This is a genomic window from Flavobacterium sp. GW821-FHT11G01 (genome assembly GCF_058808175.1).
Map to the genome: position 1 here is coordinate 303,975 of NZ_JBXARK010000002.1, position 17,683 is coordinate 321,657.

Here is a 17,683-nt window from a genome sequence, read left to right on the forward strand (position 1 = left end):
TGTTAGTCCTTTCGGCTTTTTGCCATAAATTGATCGTTGATTCTTAAAAATAAAAAAGTAAAAATGAAGAGAATAGTAATCATTATTGCCTTGTTTGTTTACAGTAGCATTTTTGCTCAGATAAAACTTCCACGCTTAATTAGCGATGGAATGGTTTTGCAGCGTGATATTCCACTGAAAATTTGGGGTTGGGCATCGGCAGGTGAAAAGATCGAAATTAACTTCAATCAAAAAAAGTTTAAAACGACAGCTGCAAAAGATGGAAACTGGACGATTGTGTTACCATCTCAAAAAGCCGGCGGACCATATGAAATGACTTTGTCTGCCAGCAATACAATTGTCCTGAAAAATATTCTGATTGGTGATGTGTGGCTTTGTTCCGGACAATCCAATATGGAACTTCCAATGGAACGCGTTAAGGATAAATACAAAGAGGTAATTGCAAAGGCTGATAATGCAAACATCAGACAATTTTTAGTGCCCGATCAATACGATTTTGCAAAAGAAAACACAGATCTTTCTGCAGGAGAATGGCTTTTGGCAAATCCCGAAAATGTTTTAAAATTCTCGGCTATTGCTTATGTTTTTGCTGATGAAATATATCAAAAATATAAAATTCCGATTGGTTTAATTAATAGCGCATTAGGTGGTTCGCCTGCAGAATGCTGGATCAGTGCCGAAGCAGTTAAAAAGTTTCCGGAATATGATAAGGAATACCAGAAATTTAAAGACGGAACTTTAGGTATTCAAATTGAAGAAAGTGACAAAAAAATCAGTTCAACCTGGTATTCGACGATAAATAAAGACGATGAAGGTTTAAAGAATAAATGGTCAAATCCTGAATTAGAAGATACTGATTGGAAAAGCATGAATATTCCGGGATATTGGGCCGATAATGAATTAGGAAATATGAATGGTGTAGTTTGGTTCCGAAAAGAATTTACAGTTTCAAATTTAAAAGAAAGCACGGCAAAACTTATTTTAGGAAGAATTGTTGATGCTGATTCGGTTTATGTAAACGGACATTTTGTAGGTACAACATCTTATATGTATCCACCAAGAATTTATCCTTTTGATGCAAAGTTTTTAAAAGAAGGGAAAAATGAAATTGCCATTCGTGTTATTAATAATTCAGGAAGAGGCGGATTTGTGGAAGATAAACCATACGAATTGATTTTGGGTAATGAAGTTATTGATCTGAAAGGTGCATGGAAATATAAATTAGGAGTAAAAATGTTACCATTGCCGCCACAGACTTTTATCAGATGGAAACCTGTCGGCTTGTATAATGCGATGATTGCGCCGTTGAAAAATTATGGCATAAAAGGGGTACTTTGGTATCAGGGCGAATCGAGTACTAAAAAACCGGAAGAATATTCGGCTTTAATGGAAACTTTAATTACGAATTGGAGAACAGAGTGGAAGCAAGGTGCTTTTCCGTTTTTATATGTGCAGCTTACTAATTTTATGATGCCAAAAACAGAACCGGGTGAAAGTAACTGGGCTGCTTTAAGACAACAACAAAAAAATATATTAGCTGTTGAGAATACGGGAATGGCAGTAACAATCGATGTTGGAGAATGGAATGATATTCATCCATTAAACAAATATGATGTTGGAAAAAGGCTTTCTTTATTGGCAAGAAAAATGGTTTATGGAGAAAAAAATCTTGTTGCTTCGGGACCACTTTTTAAATCGATGGAACAAAAAGGAGATAAACTTGTTTTAAGTTTTACAGATATCGGAACAGGTTTAATAGCTAAAAATAATCAGCCTCTTAAAGCATTTGAAATTGCAGGAAAAGATGGGAAATTTGTTTGGGCCAATGCCGTAATTGAAGGTGATAAAATTATCGTTTCAAATGAAACTGTTATAAACCCAATCAAGGTTCGATATGCATGGGCAGATAATCCGGATCAGGCTAATTTATATAATAAAGAAAATTTGCCGGCTTCTCCTTTTGAAGGAAGTTTATAAGAAACTAATAATCAATTAGAAGCAAAAAAAAGCGGAAGTTCAACTTAGAACTTCCGCTTTTTATATTTTAAATCTTATCGAACCGGAATGTAAATATCAAAAGCAGCACCTTTATTTTTTTCGCCGGTTGCCGTAATAATTCCGTTATGGTTGTCTACAATTTTTTTCACAATAGCCAGTCCAATTCCGGTTCCTGTATATTCCAGTTTTCCATGCAAACGCTGAAAGACTTCAAAAATTTTCGAACTGTATTGTTGTTCAAAACCAATTCCGTTATCTTCAATTCTAATATGACAGTAAGTAGTTTCTTTTTCTAATTTTTTATTTTCTAAAGTTGTGCCTTTCACAATTTTGCTACTAACTTTTATTACTATTGGCGTCTCAGGTTTAGAAAATTTAAGCGAGTTGCTTACTAAATTGTATAAAAGCTGCCTAAACTGAAACGGAATAATAGTAGCTTCGCAATTCTCACAGTTTTCAATTGTTGCGTGTTTTTGTTCAATTTCTTCCTTTAAATCTTCTTTTACTTCCTCAACAATTTTAGAAAGATCTGTTTTTTCAAATACACGTTCCTGAATATTAGTTCTCGAATAAGAAAGTAAATCATTAATTAATGTCTGCATGCGTTGCGCAGCATTTTGCATGCGTTGAAATTTATCTTTTCCTCCGTTTGATAAGTTTTCAAACTCTTTCTCTAAAATAAGCGAAGCAAAAGTTTGAATTTTTCTAAGCGGTTCCTGTAAATCATGACTTGAGATATAAGCAAAAGACTGCAGTTCCTGATTCATTTTTTCCAGTTCTTCGTTTTTCTGTTCAAGCTCTAAGGCATTTAGTTTTAATTTATCGTCCGCTTTCTTTTTTTCTGATAAATCATGCGTCATTTTTGAAAAACCAATAACCTGACCTTTTTTGTTGTGAATGGCAGTAATAACGACGCTTGCCCAAAAATAGGTTCCATCTTTACGAACGCGCCATCCTTCCTGAGTTGCTTTTCCTTTTTCGATTGCTATATTTAGCAGTTTTTGAGGAAGATTGCTTTTTCTGTCTTCTTCTGTATAAAATTTAGAGAAATTTTGTCCAATAATTTCTTCAGCTTTATATCCTTTAATCTTTTCAGCTCCTAAATTCCAGTTTTCTACAGTTCCTTGATGATCAAGGTATAAAATAGCATAATCTTGTACTTCCTCAACCATTAAATGATAACGCTCTTCACTTTTTTGAAGTGATTCATTCATTAAATTTAATTCTTTGGTTCTTGCCGCTACTTGTTGTTCGAGCTCATGTGTAAATGCTTTTTCAGTATGAATATCGGTAAAGGCACCAACCCATTTTAAAATTTTACCTTGCATATCTAAAACAGGTTCACCAATTACAGCATGCCATCTGTAATTCCCATCTTTTCTTCTAACACGAACATCACAGCGATAGACTTCTCCAGTAGCTAAACTATGGCTCCATATTCTGGCGTTTTCGTCAAAATCATCGGGATGAATCATAGCTCTCCATTCGGCTTCACCAACAGGATGAATTCCGGTGTAATCAAACCATTTTCCGGAAGCGAATAATGCATTTCCTTTTTCATCGGTTTCCCAAATTAATTGCGGAATACTTTCGGTTAAAGAGCGAAATCTTTTCTCGCTTTCTTCGAGTTCGTGCTGATGTTTTTTTTCATCTGTAATATCTCTGATGGTACCAATTAATTTTTCAGGTTTATTGTCTTTATCGTAGAAAAGTTTTCCTTTGCCTTCCATCCAATGAATTGAGCCGTCAATCCAGATTGTTCGGGCTTCATAATTGAGATATCCTGAAGCAAGGGCTTCTTTAAAAGCTTTATTTCGGATATGCATATCATCCGGATGAAGGTGTGTAAGTAATTGTTCGTGGGTTAATTTTAGATTCTCTTTGTAACCTCCAACAATTTCAAGATATCTTTGAGAATAAATAGGTTCTCTGGTTTTTATATTTAATTCCCAGGTTCCTAATTCACTGGCTTCTACAATGATTTTTAGTCTTTCTTCGTTTTGTTCTATTTCTTTTCGGGCTTCGACTTTTTCGCTAACTTCTGTAACAGTTACAATAATTCCTGATATAGTCCCGTCTTCTTCTTTTAACGGAGAATATAAGAAATCGAAATACGAAATTCCCAGTTTTCCATAACGCTTTAATGGAATTGGAACTTCATATCCATGAAAAGGAATTCCTGTTGTTAAAACATTTTTTAATAACGAACTCACACTTTCTTCAACTTCTGGTAACGAATCAAATAAGGGTTTGCCAACAAAAGTATTTTCTTCTCTGTCAACCAATTTCAAATAAGCTTCATTGGCCATTTCGACCATATATACAGAACCACGTAAAATTGTAATTCCAACCGGAGCCTGTTTTACGGTATTTCGGAAACGTTTATCAGCTTCTTCAATTTCTTTTCTTGCTTTTACTTGTGGCGTATTGTCAAGTACCCAAATGGCAACTTTTGTTACTTTTCCTTCAATGTTTTTTAGCGGTGCATAAACAAAAGTGACATAAATAATTTCTTCTTTGCCATGTCTGACAAGCATCATTTCTACTTCATTAGCATAAAACGGAAGTCCTCCATCTATTACTTTTTGCAGCGCTTCTTCATAATAAGGCCTAACTTCCGCAAAGGCGTCCCAATATTGTTTTCCAGCGATTTGATCGTAAGATTTTCCCGCAACTTCAATAAAACTTTCATTGACGATTTCACTTACCAAAGTATTAGCATCTAAAACACAGATACCAATTGGAGCGTCCAAAACCATACTTCGCAGATTATTCTCGTTTTCTTCTATTCTTTTCTTTGCGAGGTTTAGATTAGTCGTTTCTGCAGCCGTATTCATGACGCCATAAATATTGCCATTTATATCATATAATGGTGTAAAGCTGTAGTCAAAATAAAAGGTTTCTAATACACCATTTATAGTAATATCAATACGGGTATTTTTACTGTGAAAAGATTCACCCGTTTCATAAACACGACTAATTTGATCAAAAACCAATTGATTATCAAGCTCGGGTAAAATTTCTGTGTATAATTTTCCAACAACATCATTTCCTTTTCCCCAAACGTCCATAATGGATTGATTGGCTAGTTCAATGCGTTTCTCTGTTCCAACATAAACACCAATCGGAAAGGGAGCATTTTCTACCAATTGCCTTATTTTTTGCTCACTTTCTACAACCTTAAAACGCGCTGAAACTTGTTGAGTTACTTCAATTGCAACTGCTGCAACACCAGAAATTGTACCATCTGTATCTCTTAGGGCTTCATAAACAAAATTGATGTAAGTATCTTCGACTCTGCCATTTCGTGGCAGCTGAACCAGACGTTCATTGGCAACGAATTTTTCGCCGGTTTTATAAACGTTATCCAGCAGAATTTCCAAATTCTGATTTTGTGCTTCAGGCAGCGCTTCAAAAATGGGTTTATTAATTACTTTATCAAGTGAAGTTCCCCATAACTGAACCATTTGATCGTTGGCAATTTCTACAATATGTTTTTCTCCTCTAAACACACACATGGCAACCGGTGCCTGCATGATATTGTTTATAAATCTTGCATTACTTTCTTTTAATGCTTCGGTTGCTTTTTTCTTTTCTGTAGTTTCAATTACGGTTACCAAAATGCCGCCAATTTCTCCATTTTCTTTTTTGATCGGACTGTAAGAGAAATCAAAATAGCATTCTTCATCAAATCCGTTTCTGTTTAAAACTACCATGAAATCCGGAATACTGACTGCTTTTCCTTTCATGACCTCATCAAACATGGGGCCTATGGTAGTCCAGATTTCTGAAAATGTTGCTGCAGAACTAATTCCGAGTGCCTGAGGATGTTTGGTTGCACCTAAAATAGGGCGAAATGCATCGTTATATATTTGTGTAAAATCGTCTCCCCACGCAATGTACATGCCAAACGGATTATTAAGCATTACTGCTGTAATTGTGCGTAGACTTTGCGGCCAGGTTTCAGGATCGCCTAAAGATGTTTTGCTCCAGTCTTTGGTACGAATTAATTCGCCCATTTTTCCACCATCAGCTAGAAAATAATGTTCCTTGTTTGTACGACTCATTCCAAAACTATTTTAAGGTTGAAGAACAAAATGCTCTCGTACAGGTTGTTTTAATTTATTTTCGGAAACTACATCCAGAGCATTGCCAATCACTTTTTTTAATTTAGAAAATTCGCCAGGTTTACGAATATAGTAAGTTGCTCCTTTTTTGTACATCAAATCAACTATTTCTGTATCCAGAGAAGTTGAGAAAATAATTACTGGCAGCGAATCAAGTTCGACAATTTCTTTTATTTCTTTTAAGCATTCGTGACCATTTTTGCGAGGCATATTAAGATCAAGAAATAGCATATCAGGTAATTTCCCGGAAGAATTAGCTGCTAAATAATCCATAAGCTGAACGCCATCATTAACAACAACAAGAGATACCGGAAGCGATAATTCGTCAAGTGCCTCTTGAAAGAAAGCACAATCGTCTTCATCATCGTCCGCTAGTAAAAGATTGTAATGCTGTTTATTCATTTTATTGTAGGATATATATCGGGATTAAATAATTTTTATTAAATGATCTCATTCTGTTTAAGTTAGATGAGATTGTAAATGTTTTGTTTCTGCTAAGATAGTATTAATTGCACTCTTAGGAAGCAACAATATCGCAATAAATTTAACGATTTAAAGTAGAATTTCACAATCTTTTTTTTGATTTCACTTTTTTTAGCTGCGTTAACAAAGAACTTTTCCAGCTTATTAAAATAGTAATTTCAAAAAAATAAAAGCCTCCAGTATCAATTGATTTGGAGGCTTTTATGGGATTTATCTTTTATAAGAAAATATAAAAAAGGAAAAAAAGTTTGAAATTAAACAAGCGACGATCCAGGAACGTATCCAAAAAAATAAAAAATTAGATTTGTCTGTACAATTAATACTTGCTAATGTCAACGTAATAAAAAATGTTGTTATAAAATTTTTTAAGAATTGGGCTACGTTTTTTTTCCTGTAAAATAGAATGACTTTCACTTTAATTTAAATTAATCAATTGCGGTCCAAATTCTTCATAAAAGATATTTTCCTGATTGATATTTAATTTGATTAAGGCTTCATATTGTGTTTTAATGAACATTTCAGGGCCACAGATATAAAACTTAGCTTCTTCTAATAAAATAACTTCTTTGCATTTATGAAGATCGACCCGACCCTGAATTATTTCATTTGAAAAATCTTCATCATTTTCTATTGAATCATAAAAAGTGAAAGTTTCAAGCCATTCAGCTTCCTCTTTTAAAGTTGAAATCTGTTCTTTAAAAGCATGAACCGATTCATTTCGGCAGCCATGAATCCAGACTGTTTTTTTATTTTGAATAGCATTTAAATTGGTTTCTAGCATGCTTAACATCGGCGTAAGCCCAACGCCGCCACTAATTAAAACCAATGGATTTTTAGAATCTTTTTCTAAATGAAATAATCCGGCTGGAGCCGAAATTGAAATAACATCACCTTCTGATTTTGAATGTAAAGTTTGAGAAACCATCCCTGAAGGATTTGGTGCAATTCCGCTATCTTTTTTAACTGAAATTCGATAATATTCTGGATTGAAAGCACTCGATAAGCTATATTGTCTTGGTTGTAAAAGATTTAATTCAGGAACCAAAACCTGAACGCTGATGAATTGTCCTGCATGAAAATCAGCAATTTCTTTTCCATCTTCAGGATAAAGATAAAACGATTTGATTTCTGTAGATTCTTCAATAATCTTTTTAATTACAAATTTTCTCCAGCCATTCCAGCTTCCGGGTTTGGCTGCGTTTTCTTCGTATAAATCTTTTTCAAGATCGATCATAATTTTTGCTAATTGATAAAAGGCGACCGTCCAGGCTTCTAATATTTCTGGTGTTGCTCCATCTCCCACAACCTCAGCAATAGAAGCAATTAATTGTGTCCCCACAATTTTATATTGTTCCGGCTGAATATTAAGACTTCTGTGTTTGGTTCCGATTCCTTTCAGTACGCCAATTAAAACACTTGGGTCTTCTATATTTTCGGCGTAAGCCAAAACGGCATTAGCTAAAGCTGACTTTTGTCTTCCGTTGGCCTGATTTCCCATATTGAACATATTACGTAGTTCCGGATGTTCTCTAAACATTCTGGCATAAAAATAATTGGTAAGGTCTTCGCCACTGGCTCTTAAAATTGGAATAGTTGCTTTGATCAGTTCTTTTTGATTTGAATTCATTATTGTGATATTTAAAATTTGATTTTATGGTAACAAATTTAAATACCGACTTATACTTCGTTTTATGACTCAAATCATAAGTATTGAAAAATGAATGTTTTTCTGGTTTATATTTTATAACATCATTTTTACGGAAAGAATTTTAAATAAATCTTATTATGTTGTTTTTCAGTCTTTTGATGGGTATTTGTGTGGAAGTTAGGATAGTAAATTTGCGCGTTCTAATTTTTAATTCACTTATATTTAAATACCACTTTTATGAAAATTTTCAATTTGACTCTATTTCTTGTAACGTCTCTTTTTAATATTTCGAAACCTTTTTATAAAGAAGAAAGTTTGACAGCCCCCGAAATAGAACGATTTAATAACCAACTATCAGAAGTAAAGGAAATGCTTCATTCCAATCACGCTTATAATTCTAAAATTGCTTTTTTTGTTGATATGAAGATAAAGTCAGGCAAAAACCGCTTTTTTGTTTACGATTTAGTCAATGACAAAATTTTAGATGAAGGATTGGTAGCGCATGGTTCTGGTTCAGAAACCGGAATTAGAGGAGATTTAAAATTTAGCAATGAACCCAATTCTAACTGCACTTCACTTGGTCATTACAGCATTGGAAAAGCGTATACAGGAATGTTTGGAAAATCATATAAATTATCTGGTTTAGACGCAACGAATAATAATGCTATGAAACGCGCTGTTGTGTTGCATTCGTACTCGGCGGTGCCAGAAGAAGAACAGGATTATTACATCACAAATAGTCACGGATGCCCAATGGTTAGTGAAAATTTCTTTAAAAGACTTCAAAAAATCATTGATAGTTCTAAATCACCTATAATCTTAAATGTTTATTATTAATCGCTACTGTTTTGGATTTTAATCTCAAAGAATTGATCTGATATTCTAGTGAATATTCTCAAAAACAACGAGACAAACAGAAAGAAAGAATCCTAAAACGGTAAAAACTCCGGCCAATTTCCCTCCGTGTTCATAAGCTTCCGGAATCATGGAGTTGGCTAGCATCATTAAAATTGCTCCGCCGGCAAAAGCCTGAATAAAGGAAAGCCATTCTTGTGAGGCGCTACTGAAAACGGAAAAACCCGCAAGAGTTGCTAATGCACAAAGTACAGCTATACCCGTCCAGAGTAATATGATTTTTTTAGAACTCCAGCCACTTGATTTCATTCCGGAAGATCCTGCGATAGCTTCTGGTAAATTAGAAATGAAAACCGCTACTAACATCGTAAGATTTCCTGAAGTTGCTTTAAAAAGACCTAATCCAATGATGATTGATTCGGGAATACCATCTAATATAATGGCCAACACCATCGGGATTATTAAATTGGAGTTTTTGCTTTTTCCTAACTTCATCGGATTATTAGTTCCAAAATTAGCAATAAGTTTATCGGAGAAATAAAATATTGCTGCGCCTGCAAAAAAGCCAAAAGCCGGATACATAGTACCTCTGCCAAGTTTTACAGCTTCAAAGATTAACTCATACGATATGGCTGAGATTAATGTCCCGGCACCAAATCCCATAATCACACCGATAGCACGATTACTCAGGGAATACCCAATTGCTAATATCCCACCAATAATAAGGGATGAAGTCGCTAATAAACCTGTGATAAAAGCTTGTAGCATAACAATTATGTTTTATTGCATGACCTTACTTTTGAATTGCTGATTTTAAATCTAACTTTCTTTTAGAAATATCCGATAAGTCGCATCCATAATCCGCCAATTACCATGTAAATAAGCAACATGACAAGTCCAGTTACCAAGCCTTTAACCCACCAGCTTTTTAAGTCAACATAACCGCTACCGAAGAAAACGGGTGCTGGTCCGTGACCGTAATGGGTTAGAGTTCCGTATAAAGAGCCTACAAATCCAAGCATGAAAGCAAGTAGTAAACCCGGAACTCCAATAGAAATTCCAACACCTAATAATGCAGCATACATGGCAGCCACATGCGCAGTTGCACTGGCAAAAAGATAATGACTAAAGAAATATACCAAAATAATAATAGGAAAAGCCATTTGCCAGCTTAAACCGCCAATCTCAGCTTTTACCTGATCGCTAAACCAGCCGATAAAGCCTAATTCGTTGAGCGAGCTTGCCATCATTACTAAAACAGAAAACCAAACTATCGTATCCCAGGCGCCTTTTTCGGCTTTAACATCTTCCCATGTTAATACTGAAGTTAATAACAAAACAACCAGACCAATAAAGGCAGTTGTTGTTGCATCAATCGAGAATAAATCACCGGTTATCCAAAGAAATAATAAAATGAAAAAAGTTAATAACATTAGCCATTCATTTCGGGAAATTGGTCCCATTTCTTTTAGTTTCTGACTGGCAATTTGTGGTGCATCTCCGGTACTTTTTAGCTCAGGCGGATAAATTTTGTACAATACAAAAGGAATTACAAAAAAGGAAACAATACCGGGAACAATGGCTGCCGTTGCCCACGACATCCACGAAATTTTGATACCTAAATTGAGTGCAAATTTTTGACACATTGGGTTGCTGGCCGTGCCCGTTAAAAACATTGAGGACGCAATCAGGTTCATGTTATAGCTATTCAATGTTAAAAACGCACCTAATTTTCGATGTGTTTCCGGCTGATCCGGCATTGAACCGAAACTCATAGACATTGATTTCATGATGGGATATATAATTCCGCCACCTCTTGCTGTATTACTTGGTACAGCTGGTGCCAAAACAACATCGGCAAGTCCTAAACCGTATGCTAAACCAAGCGAACTTTTGCCAAATACTCTAATGAATAGAAAAGCAATTCTGTTTCCCAATCCGGTTTTAATAAAGCCTCTCGCAATGAAAAACGAGATTCCGATTAACCAGATTACTTTATCTCCAAAACCTTTCAGCGCCAGAGTAATAGATTTTCCTGCATCTCCTGGTGCCAAAACTTGTGTAAAAGCTGTCAAAGCAATGGCAATCATACACATGGTTCCCATTGGAGCTGCTTTCAGAATGATTCCAAGAATAGTAGCAACAAAAATGGCAAACAAATGCCAGGCTTCAATTACAACACCTTGTGGAGCCGGAATAAACCAAATGATTAGTCCAACTGCTAGTGTAATAATGGTTTGAGTAATTTTTACTTCTTTCATGAGAACGAGAATTAAGTTAAACTAAAGTCGGCATTGCAACTGAATTAAAAATAAATTGCTGCTGTATGTCGACGTATCCGGAATGTCTTTTTCATAATTGTCAAGTGTAAAACCTAACTCGATGCGGCCAGTATAGGCTTTGCCAAATTCGAGACTTACCATTGGCGTATAAGTTTGTCTTACGTTTGAGTCGATTTTATAACTGGAATTAAAAGTCTCATAACGGCAGGATACTTCTATAGATGACAGTCTTTTGTAGGCTATTGCATATCTCAAATTTGGTAAAATATAAACGCCCCGCATTTGATAATCGGCTACGCTTGCAGTTCTGCCATCGACAGGCAGAGAAAAATATAAATTATGATTCGTACCTTGTTTGTATTCTATTTGTACATCTAAATGAAGCTTATCTGCAATTTTAAAATTACTTGTGATATCAGCACCAACAGCAAAAACTTCTTGTGTAAAAACTCTTCCAATTCCGCCGTTTAAACCCAGATTTATTTTATTTTTTTTTGATAAACCGAAAACCCATCTTGTAAAATATTGTTTTCCGTTATCTTTATCCTTTTCCTGATCTTTTCCATTTCCGTTTACAATAGTAACAGCATAATCTACAGGAATTTTTCCAATATCAACAGATCCCAAAACTGCAGCTCCGATTTGAAAACTAGTCCATCCATTTTTTCCGAATTCATAGTATTGATTGGAGAAATCAAAAGATTTTATGATGTCTACAGAAACCTGATCCTCTATACCAAATGGCGCTCTAAACTGTCCGCCAACTAATGCTGCATATTTATTAAATGTATATTTTGCATAAGCATTCTCTAAAACTTTTCCTTTTGGATCCGATTTAAAATCGGCTAAGTTTACTAAAATTACAACTTCGGTTTCCGGGCTAATTTTAGTGTTTACACCAACACGCATTCTTTTAATATCGAATGAAGTTTGGGTAACTTCTCCGGTAGTATGCTGAACTCCAAGTACGTCAACGTCGTTTGTCATGGCCGCGAGAAATCTTCCCTGAAAGAGTCCTTTAAATTGAAATTGAGGATATTTTACTGTACTTTCTGGTGTGGAGGTTTCGGTTGTTGTGGTAGTTTGGGCATTTATGATAACCGGAAATAACAAAAAAATAAAACTGATAATCGATGCTAAAGGCGTACTGATACATTTCATAAATAAAAATTAAGTTTTTTATTATTGATCTTAAATTCAATGATTAAGAAAGGAAAAGTAATGTAACTATCTGCTTATCAGTATTGATAAAGCTGTACTAAAGTAATGAAAAAAATAATGTCTTGTAAAAAAAATAGCATTAAAATAGTGTTATCGTTTTGATCAGAAAAGATATCTATTCATGACTATCATTTAAAAACCGTGAGAAATTCTCTGGAAATGAAAAATGAAACCTTCGGATTAAGTATATTTAATATGCCCTGATTTATTTCAAAAGAAATTTTAAATCAAATATTCATAATTGTTTTCAATTTTTACGCATAAAGTCAAATGCACCTTTGCGAAGTTGTATTCCGTATTCGAGATAGGCTTTCATACAAGCCAGAAAATTTGCCCAGCCTTCTGTATTTCCGATAGCCCATTTCAGATTCTTTTCATTGTATGTTTTTCCATCTTCAATTACTTTTACTACCGTGCTTTTGTCTGGTTGTGCTTCCAGTTCAATTTTTACTACGGTTTCCGGATCCCAAACATAGGATATCGAACGATTCATCTCAATCTGAATATCTTTTATAGGAACTTCATCTTCAAATTCGGGAAATTTCCAAATCAATTCTTTTCCGGCTTCCATTCGTCCATTGCTTTCTGAGATGAAATAGTTTATCATCTTTTCGGGATTTACAATTCCTTCAAAAACTTCTTCAACTGATTTCTGAATTTGTATTGTTGCTTTGGCAATTAGCTCCATAATTATTTCTTTTTTAATTTCAATTTAAAAAAATCAATAGTTCTTGTCCAGGATAAAGTTGCTGCTGCTTCATCGTACCTTGGCGTTGTATTATTATGAAAACCATGGTTAACTCCCGGATAGAAATAGGCTGTATTTTCAACTTTATTTTTTTTCAGTACTTCTTCAAAAGCTGGCCAGCCCTCGTTAACGCGAGTATCTAAACCTGCATAATGCAGCATTAACGGAGTTGTAATTTTTTCAGCTTCTTCTTTTGTTGGTTGTCCACCGTAATAAGGAACAGCGGCTGCTAATGTTGGTATTTTTACCGCCATCATATTAGAAATCCATCCACCAAAACAAAATCCGACAACACCTACATAACCATTACAATCTTTGTGTGCCTTTAAATATTCATAAGCAGCGATAAAATCTTCCAGCATCTCTTCGCGTGTACGTTTTTTTTGTAGTTCTCGACCAGCATCGTCATTTCCGGGATAACCGCCTAATGGTGATAAAGCATCAGGAGCAAGTGTAATAAAACCTTCTACGGCAGCTCGTCGGCCTACATCTTCAATGTATGGGTTTAGGCCTCGGTTTTCATGAACGACAATAATTCCGGGTAATTTTTTTTTGGTTTCAACAGATTGCGATAAAAGGCCTTTAATAGATCCGCCACCTTTTGGGGATTGATAAGTAATATAATCTGATTTTATTCTTGGCTCTCCCGGTTTAATTAAGATACTGTCTTCATAATTGGGCATCATAAAACTTAAAAGAGATGGAAGTGTCAAAGTGCCAACAGCGAAAATAGAAAGTTTTTCGATAAACTGTCTTCTTTCGATTTTGTTGTGGGCGTAGTCATCATATAAATCGAATACTTCTTGCGAAATATCTTCTTTGGTTAATTTTTGCATGGCGTTAAATTTTTGAAACTAATTTAGAAAATAAAAATGATTCGTGTTTGATAATAATACAATGGATTGATTTTTAGAAAAAAAATTAAGTATTTTGAACCAATCCAATTCTTTTTGCAGCTTCAACTATTTCTGTTACTAAATCTTTTGAAAGAATTAGGCTTGAAAGCATCATATTGATTTTTTTTGGTGTTTCAGGCTCTGTTTTTAAAAGTTTTGAAAGATATTTTTTTGCTTTATCATCTTCATTGATCAGGGATAATGTAGCACATTTAAGAAGCGGATCCCAAAAAGTTTCTTCAGTATCCGTTTTTTCAGCCCACTGAAAAGCATTTTTATATTCTTTTTTGGATAAATAATAACAGCAAAAACCAATATTAATCCACCATGGATAATATGGATTTTTTTGAATAGCATCTTGCATGATATTGAAACCTTTATCAAAATATCCTGCAAAAATAAGCATGCATCCAACTCCCGACACCAATCCGGAAGCATTTGGATTTATTTTAATGCATTGTTCAGCCGAATAAAGACAAGCTTCAGGATCTTTTTTAAATAGATTAATCCAGGTCAAAGTGTGCCAGGCATGTTGACAGTGTGGATCTATTTTTAAAGATTTCATTACACATCGATAGCCTTCTTCAATTGTGTTTTCGTCATTGTCAATGCCAAATGCAGCTCCGTTAAGATAAAATTCACCTAACATAGCCCAGGTAGCAGCATGATTTGGATGTAATTTGGATGCTTCATCAAGATTTCTGAAAGCAGACCAATAATTCTCAAATGAACATTCGCATTGATATTTGTAATAACTGTAAAAGCCCTTCCAAATACTCAAATTGTTTGCAATTCTGGATGGGGAAGTTTTGATAATTTCTTTAAAAATGCTTCCGTAATAGCCACCTATCTCACTGACAATGGTATGTACAATTTCGTTTTGAATTTGGTAAATGTCTTTGATATCAATATGATCAAAAGATTTTGTCAGTATAAATTCTCCTGTTTTAGAGTTTAAAAGGTTAATCCTTATCTGGAGTTTTTTATCATTGCATTGCAAATTTCCTGTAATGATAAAATCGGCACCCATTAATCTGGCTGCCTCCAGAATATTTTGATTGATTTTTGAAATCATTTCAGATGAAAAATGCCCAACTACAGAAATGTCTTTAAACAATGAAAGTTCTGCACTTAACTCTTCGCAGAGCATTAACGAAAAAATATCTAAATTTTGTTTGGTGTTGATTGATTTAAATGGGAATATGGCAATGATTGGATTTGTATCGTCATGGGGAGGCACAATGGGTCGCATATTTTCTATTTGCTTATTCTCCTTCTGAATAAATCTCGGAATATAACAGCCTTTAGGAATGTCTATTATCAAAGAATTGTTTTGGCCGAGTGTCAGGTAATATTCATTCAAAATTCGCCGTAACCTGCCTGCATGAATACGCACAACGGCATCATCGTTAGAATTAAAATTAGCTGATCTGTTAAGTACATTTATAGCAATAGAATATTCTTTGATAAAATGTTGGTTTTCATTAAGTGTTTCCTCCACAATATATCTTAAAAATTTACTTAAGATGGGAGAGTTTTTTAATGATGTAAAGCTTAAAACAGATTCTAGTTCGGTAAAAATTTCTTCATGTGTGTTTCTTTTTAGAGCCTCCATATAAGTTGCATTAAATGAGAACAATAGGGCAAAAAAATAATGACTATAAAGTTAAAAATATTCTTTTCAAATTATGATAAAATTTAATTTTTTGTAAGAAAAAAGATATAATTATAAGTTTTTTCCTGCATTTAACGGTTAAATTTAACGGTTTTTAACTCTTTTACGATGTTATGGTTTTTTATATTTGACTGAATATCAGTGTTTAATGATCGTAAAAATGTCGATTCCAGATAAATTATATAGCGAAAAACTCTCCAATTATCAGGAATCAATCAAAGTTTTGTATTTGGTTGATGATGATTTCAAAAGTATGTGTGATGATTATTGTTGCAGTAAAATCTTTGTTGAAAAATACAGACAAAAAATGCAACAGAATTTTCATATGAAGGTAGAATATGCAAATCTCACTAAGGAACTCGAAGAAGAAATAATACAATATATAGCAAAATACACGGAATAAATTTTTAGCCACAAATTCGAAAACCCATCAGAGTAAATGGCCAGGCATATTAAATAAACAAACAATTTTAAACCAAAAGAATTATGAAACAAAAAAAAATACAAATGGCGATGATCCGGTATCTCGCTATTTTAATTTGTTTTCTTGTAGTCAATATAATGCAGGCGCAAGAAGATGAAGCTAAAAAAAGTATGGAAATTTATGGGTTTATCATGACCGATATCGGCTATAATTTTAATCAGATTCAGCCAGATTGGTATGATGCTGTTCGCCCAACCAAATTGCCATCTTATGAAAACGAATATGGAGTAGACGGCAGTTATTATGCATCAGTACGCCAAACAAGATTGGGTTTCAAAAATTATTTTGATACAGGAATTGGAGAATTGAAAACACAATTTGAATTTGAATTGTACGGAACCGGTGTCGATGCTGGCCAGACCACTTTTCGTTTAAGACATGCTTACGCCGAATTAGGAAAATTTGGAGCCGGTCAGACCTGGAGCCCGTTTATGGATATTGATGTTTTTCCGAATACATTAGAATATTGGGGACCAACCGGAATGGTTTTCTTCCGAAACATACAAATTCGTTATATGCCCATACAGGGAGATACGCGTTTAACCATTGCATTGGAAAGACCCGGAGCGAGTGCAGATCAGGGAATGTATGCCAATCGTATAGAACTTCAGGGCGTTAATGCCCGATTTCCGCTGCCTGATCTTTCGGCAGAATATCATTATGGAGCTAACTGGGGTTATGTTGAGTTAGCAGGTATATTGCGAAAAATTGAATGGGAAGATCAAAATAATGATCAATATGATTTATCGGGAGATGCGCTTGGCTGGGGATTGAATTTAAGTACCAATATTAAATTTGGGCAAAGTACTGTTTTCAAAGGTCAGGTTGTCTATGGAGAAGGAATACAAAACTACATGAATGATGCTCCTGTAGATATCGGAATCGAAAATAATCCCGGAAATATAGTAACCCCGGTAAAAGGTGTTGCGCTTCCTCTTGTTGGAGTTGTGGCTTTCATTGATCACACATGGAGTGAAAAATTCACTAGTTCGTTGGGATATTCTATGATTGATATTGATAATTCTGATGGTCAAACAGATAATGCCTTCAAAAAAGGACAATATATCATAGGAAATGTTCTGTATTCACCAGCAAAAAATTGTTTGGTCGGAGCCGAATTTCAATGGGGTAATCGTGAAAATTTTAGAGACGGTTGGAGTACTTCAATCAATAAAATACAATTCTCTTTTAAGTATAACTTCTCACAAGCATTCTACAGAAAGAATTAATAAAATCATCTTTTTTTAAAGGTACCAAAAACTAAAA

The 17,683-nt window shown here is 34.4% G+C and carries 13 protein-coding genes; 4 read left to right on the forward strand and 9 right to left on the reverse strand.

The annotated features are described in order from the left end of the window. Positions 1 to 63: 63 nt before the first annotated feature. Positions 64 to 1,977, forward strand: a complete 1,914-nt coding sequence (locus AC1RRN_RS05135; RefSeq protein WP_492966272.1) for a sialate O-acetylesterase — start codon at positions 64 to 66, stop codon at positions 1,975 to 1,977. Between the two features lie 74 nt (positions 1,978 to 2,051). Here AC1RRN_RS05135 and AC1RRN_RS05140 read toward each other — a convergent pair whose 3' ends face one another. From AC1RRN_RS05140 to hmpA, 3 genes are all read right to left on the reverse strand, one after another. Further along, entirely contained in the window at positions 2,052 to 6,065 is a 4,014-nt protein-coding gene (locus AC1RRN_RS05140; RefSeq protein ID WP_492966273.1) for a PAS domain S-box protein, read from the reverse strand. A 12-nt stretch (positions 6,066 to 6,077) separates the two neighbouring features. Beyond that, entirely contained in the window at positions 6,078 to 6,527 is a 450-nt protein-coding gene (locus tag AC1RRN_RS05145; RefSeq protein WP_492966274.1) for a response regulator, read from the reverse strand. 496 nt (positions 6,528 to 7,023) lie between these two features. Next, a complete protein-coding gene (hmpA, locus tag AC1RRN_RS05150; protein WP_492966275.1) occupies positions 7,024 to 8,235 on the reverse strand; it encodes an NO-inducible flavohemoprotein in 1,212 nt (403 codons plus the stop codon). A 258-nt stretch (positions 8,236 to 8,493) separates the two neighbouring features. Here hmpA and AC1RRN_RS05155 point away from each other — a divergent pair, with 258 nt between their 5' ends. Beyond that, on the forward strand, positions 8,494 to 9,093 hold the full coding sequence (locus AC1RRN_RS05155) for a murein L,D-transpeptidase catalytic domain-containing protein (RefSeq protein ID WP_492966276.1): 600 nt from the start codon (positions 8,494 to 8,496) through the stop codon (positions 9,091 to 9,093). A gap of 45 nt (positions 9,094 to 9,138) precedes the next feature. On the opposite strand, the gene AC1RRN_RS05160 is transcribed toward AC1RRN_RS05155, so the two are convergent. The 6 genes from AC1RRN_RS05160 to AC1RRN_RS05185 form a co-directional block, all read right to left on the reverse strand. After that, the gene (locus tag AC1RRN_RS05160) at positions 9,139 to 9,879 is read right to left on the reverse strand and encodes a ZIP family metal transporter (RefSeq protein ID WP_492966277.1); all 741 of its coding nucleotides are present in this window, start codon (positions 9,877 to 9,879) and stop codon (positions 9,139 to 9,141) included. Between the two features lie 62 nt (positions 9,880 to 9,941). After that, positions 9,942 to 11,372 (reverse strand): anion permease, encoded by a 1,431-nt coding sequence (locus AC1RRN_RS05165; RefSeq protein WP_492966278.1) that lies wholly within the window; start codon positions 11,370 to 11,372, stop codon positions 9,942 to 9,944. Positions 11,373 to 11,393: 21 nt separating this feature from the next. Beyond that, on the reverse strand, positions 11,394 to 12,554 hold the full coding sequence (locus tag AC1RRN_RS05170; RefSeq protein WP_492966279.1) for a porin: 1,161 nt from the start codon (positions 12,552 to 12,554) through the stop codon (positions 11,394 to 11,396). A 307-nt stretch (positions 12,555 to 12,861) separates the two neighbouring features. After that, positions 12,862 to 13,302, reverse strand: a complete 441-nt coding sequence (locus AC1RRN_RS05175) for an SRPBCC domain-containing protein (RefSeq protein WP_492966280.1) — start codon at positions 13,300 to 13,302, stop codon at positions 12,862 to 12,864. Between the two features lie 2 nt (positions 13,303 to 13,304). Beyond that, positions 13,305 to 14,198, reverse strand: a complete 894-nt coding sequence (locus tag AC1RRN_RS05180; protein ID WP_492966281.1) for a dienelactone hydrolase family protein — start codon at positions 14,196 to 14,198, stop codon at positions 13,305 to 13,307. An 85-nt stretch (positions 14,199 to 14,283) separates the two neighbouring features. Next, positions 14,284 to 15,873: a tetratricopeptide repeat protein gene (locus AC1RRN_RS05185; RefSeq protein ID WP_492966282.1), complete on the reverse strand. Its 1,590-nt coding sequence runs from the start codon at positions 15,871 to 15,873 to the stop codon at positions 14,284 to 14,286. 220 nt (positions 15,874 to 16,093) lie between these two features. Between AC1RRN_RS05185 and AC1RRN_RS05190 the strand changes: the two genes are divergently transcribed. After that, entirely contained in the window at positions 16,094 to 16,336 is a 243-nt protein-coding gene (locus tag AC1RRN_RS05190) for a hypothetical protein (protein WP_492966283.1), read from the forward strand. An 83-nt stretch (positions 16,337 to 16,419) separates the two neighbouring features. Next, the gene (locus tag AC1RRN_RS05195; protein WP_492966284.1) at positions 16,420 to 17,646 is read left to right on the forward strand and encodes a DcaP family trimeric outer membrane transporter; all 1,227 of its coding nucleotides are present in this window, start codon (positions 16,420 to 16,422) and stop codon (positions 17,644 to 17,646) included. Positions 17,647 to 17,683 lie beyond the last annotated feature (37 nt).

Bases quoted from the DNA above. Each gene is read 5' to 3' on its own strand.
- AC1RRN_RS05135 (WP_492966272.1), top strand. From the start codon at position 64: ATGAAGAGAATAGTAATCATTATTGCCTTGTTTGTTTACAGTAGCATT.
- AC1RRN_RS05140 (WP_492966273.1), bottom strand. From the start codon at position 6,065: ATGAGTCGTACAAACAAGGAACATTATTTTCTAGCTGATGGTGGAAAA.
- AC1RRN_RS05145 (WP_492966274.1), bottom strand. From the start codon at position 6,527: ATGAATAAACAGCATTACAATCTTTTACTAGCGGACGATGATGAAGAC.
- hmpA (WP_492966275.1), bottom strand. From the start codon at position 8,235: ATGAATTCAAATCAAAAAGAACTGATCAAAGCAACTATTCCAATTTTA.
- AC1RRN_RS05155 (WP_492966276.1), top strand. From the start codon at position 8,494: ATGAAAATTTTCAATTTGACTCTATTTCTTGTAACGTCTCTTTTTAAT.
- AC1RRN_RS05160 (WP_492966277.1), bottom strand. From the start codon at position 9,879: ATGCTACAAGCTTTTATCACAGGTTTATTAGCGACTTCATCCCTTATT.
- AC1RRN_RS05165 (WP_492966278.1), bottom strand. From the start codon at position 11,372: ATGAAAGAAGTAAAAATTACTCAAACCATTATTACACTAGCAGTTGGA.
- AC1RRN_RS05170 (WP_492966279.1), bottom strand. From the start codon at position 12,554: ATGAAATGTATCAGTACGCCTTTAGCATCGATTATCAGTTTTATTTTT.
- AC1RRN_RS05175 (WP_492966280.1), bottom strand. From the start codon at position 13,302: ATGGAGCTAATTGCCAAAGCAACAATACAAATTCAGAAATCAGTTGAA.
- AC1RRN_RS05180 (WP_492966281.1), bottom strand. From the start codon at position 14,198: ATGCAAAAATTAACCAAAGAAGATATTTCGCAAGAAGTATTCGATTTA.
- AC1RRN_RS05185 (WP_492966282.1), bottom strand. From the start codon at position 15,873: ATGGAGGCTCTAAAAAGAAACACACATGAAGAAATTTTTACCGAACTA.
- AC1RRN_RS05190 (WP_492966283.1), top strand. From the start codon at position 16,094: ATGTCGATTCCAGATAAATTATATAGCGAAAAACTCTCCAATTATCAG.
- AC1RRN_RS05195 (WP_492966284.1), top strand. From the start codon at position 16,420: ATGAAACAAAAAAAAATACAAATGGCGATGATCCGGTATCTCGCTATT.